Origin of the sequence: Pseudoalteromonas sp. T1lg10 (assembly GCF_002964545.1) — a bacterium.
In the GTDB taxonomy this organism is placed as follows: domain Bacteria; phylum Pseudomonadota; class Gammaproteobacteria; order Enterobacterales; family Alteromonadaceae; genus Pseudoalteromonas.
The window spans coordinates 1-295 of record NZ_PQBV01000033.1 but is presented as its reverse complement, the minus strand read 5'-3'; the positions used below and the strand labels follow the sequence as shown (position 1 = coordinate 295).

Below are 295 nucleotides of genomic sequence, written 5' to 3'. Positions count from 1 at the left end.
CTGGTGATGCTGTCGACGGTGGCACCGGCTTCAACAACGCCAGAAAGGGTCACGTTGGTCGCCTCACTTGCGCTAACCAGCTCATCGCCGCCGTCGTTGAACGCAATGCTGTTCGCACCATCGCCCGTGGTTGGCGCGCTGGTGTCAATAACTAAGGTGCCCGTGGACGTGCCGCTGTTACCCGTCGCATCGGTGGCGGTCACGGTCACCTGGTAGCTTCCGTCCATAAGCGCTGGTAAGGTGTCGTCCACCAAGGTCCAGGTGCCGTCGCCATTGTTAGTGGCGGCGTAATCCA

1 protein-coding gene is annotated in these 295 nt (G+C 61.0%); it reads right to left on the bottom strand.

Annotated features, from left to right (window positions below; translation table 11 throughout):
* Window positions 1-295: Ig-like domain-containing protein (locus C2M17_RS15915; RefSeq protein WP_233997950.1), on the bottom strand; the 295-nt coding region annotated here is incomplete at both ends.